The organism is Arthrobacter bambusae (assembly GCF_022606295.1).
Taxonomy (GTDB): Bacteria; Actinomycetota; Actinomycetes; order Actinomycetales; family Micrococcaceae; genus Arthrobacter; species Arthrobacter bambusae_A.
The window spans coordinates 1-2,221 of sequence record NZ_JAHHZS010000088.1 but is presented as its reverse complement, the minus strand read 5'-3'; the positions used below and the strand labels follow the sequence as shown (position 1 = coordinate 2,221).

General features: G+C 58.9%; 2 protein-coding genes. Both read right to left on the bottom strand.

All coding sequences use genetic code 11. The features are described 5' to 3' along the window. Positions 1-804 carry an SDR family NAD(P)-dependent oxidoreductase gene (locus KNN17_RS22175; RefSeq protein ID WP_241711066.1) on the bottom strand — a complete coding sequence of 268 codons (804 nt, stop codon included), beginning with the start codon at positions 802-804 and terminating at the stop codon, positions 1-3. Positions 805-913: 109 nt separating this feature from the next. Continuing rightward, on the bottom strand, positions 914-2,221 hold a 1,308-nt coding region (locus tag KNN17_RS22170; protein WP_241711063.1), incomplete at its 5' end, for a flavin-containing monooxygenase.

The following is a 2,221-nucleotide window of genomic DNA, read 5'->3' as shown; positions in this document are numbered from 1 at the left end:
CTAGTTCATGTCGATTCCACCATCGATGTTGATGGTCTGGCCCGTGATGAAGCCAGATCCGTCCTCAAGCAGGAATCGAACAAGCGCCCCGAGTTCCTCGACCTTGCCTGTTCGGCCAAGCGGAATTTCCTTCGCGATGTCTTCCATGTATTTGTCGCCCGCGCCGGGGCCGAACTTCTCTTCGCGTGCAGCGGTCGCGGTATCCCACATGCTCGTGAGGAACATGCCGGGTGCCACTGCGTTGATGCGCACCTTTGGTGCGTATGCAAAAGCTGCAGAACGCGCAATCGAAATAACCCCGGCCTTCGAGGCTGCATAGTGTGAGATGTCGGGGCGGCCGAGGCGACCAGCTACCGACGAGAAGAGCACGCACGAGTGAGTTCCCCCATCCTCACGCGGGTGTGCGGCGAGGTAGTTTGCGACTCGCTGCAGCACGATGAAGGTTCCCGTGAGGTTGATGTTCATCGTTTTTTCGAAGTCTGCGGCCGAAAGCACGTCAAACCCGCCAACGCGCAGGATGCCAGCCGCCCCGACAAATCCATCCAGTCGGCCAGCCTGTTTGGCCGCCGAAGCCACGAGGGCGTCAACTTGCTCTTCGTTCGTGACATCCGCTGGGATCGCCGTGACCTGGCCGTATTGCGAAAGTTCTTCGCGCGCGCGATCGAGTGCCTCTCCCGGCAAATCCGAGAGGATGACCTGTGCGCCTCCAGCGAGAAGTTCACGAGCCACTCCGCCCGCAAGTCCGCCGGCACCTCCCGTAATGAGGATCCCTCTACCCGCGACCGTTCCTTGTGTTGCTGACATCCCGAATCCTTCCGGTCTTCATTCCGTATCGACGCATCGTCACCTCGAGACCTAAATGGACACTGCTCTTGACCCGGTCCGCGGACTGTGTCAAGAGCGGCGCCCGCCTCTAAGACGCGAACGTAGCGTCGAGTTCTTCCGAGACGTCACTGACGTTGTCTCCCACACCCAAGACCTCATAGTCTTCGAGGCGGACTTCACGCGATAGCTGCCAGTAGGTCCCCATTGGGTAAGGCCAGTTCTGCGAGACGCGACCGGTCTTGTTCTTGTACCAGCTGTCGACGCCCTCAACACCCCATGCCATGCCGCGGTTACCCGCGTCGACCCAAGCGACGTGTTCTTCGAGGGCCTCTTCCTTGAGGTCAAGTCCGGTTGCACCTAACCGTTCGATGGTCTGCATGTACGAAATGACATAGTCAGATGCCATTTCCGCCATGAGGATCATGGAGCCCGTGAGAAGCAAGTTGGTGTTGGGGCCGTAAAGGAGGAACAACTTGGGGAAATTCGGCACCGTCACTCCGAGGTAGGCAGTTGCGTCACCATCCCAGTACTCATGCAAGTCGATTCCGTTGCGACCGGAGACCATCATCGGGCGAAGGAAGTCCGATGCGTGGAAGCCGGTGGCGTAAATGATGACATCAACTTCGCGCTCGACACCGTCTGCCGTGATGAATCCCGTCGGTGTAATCTGGGTGACGCCTTCGGTGACGAGCTCAGCGTTCGGCGACTTGAGCGCGGCAGACCACACACCGTTGTCTCGAGGTGGACGCTTCGCGTTTGGTGGGTAGTTGGGAATAACCTTTTCGAGCAGGTCGGGGCGGTCTTCGTACTGTGCCGAGATGTAGTCAATGAGCTGCAGGCGCAGCTGCTCGTTGAGTTGAGACACGGACTGGTCCGACTTCCAGTTGGGGTCGACCATTCCATAGGGTCGACGCGATTCCGAAGCGTGCCAGTATGTAAACACACGGTACCAACGGTGGTAGTGCGGCACATGGCGGAACAACCACCGCTGTCCCTCGTCGATCTCGGCGTGGTAGTCGGGCGCAATCGTCATCCATGGCGCGCTCCGTTGGATGACGTAGAGCTTCGAAGCCTCGCTCACGACCGCAGGTACGACCTGGTAGGCACTCGCACCGCTTCCGATTACCCCGATTCGCTTTCCTTTGAGGTCGATCCCTTCCTCCCACTGCGACGTGTGAACCGCGAGGCCACCGAATGTTTCACGGCCTTCAATATCGGGGTACTTCGCACGATTCAACTGACCAACTGCGCTCACTACCGCATCGAACTCCTCCGATCGAACTGACCCGTCTCCCTCGGTCCAGGTGACGGTCCACTTCGACGTCGCATCGTCATAGGCAATGGCGCTGATTTCCGTGTTGAAACGGATAAGGTCACGGATTCCGAACTCGCGACT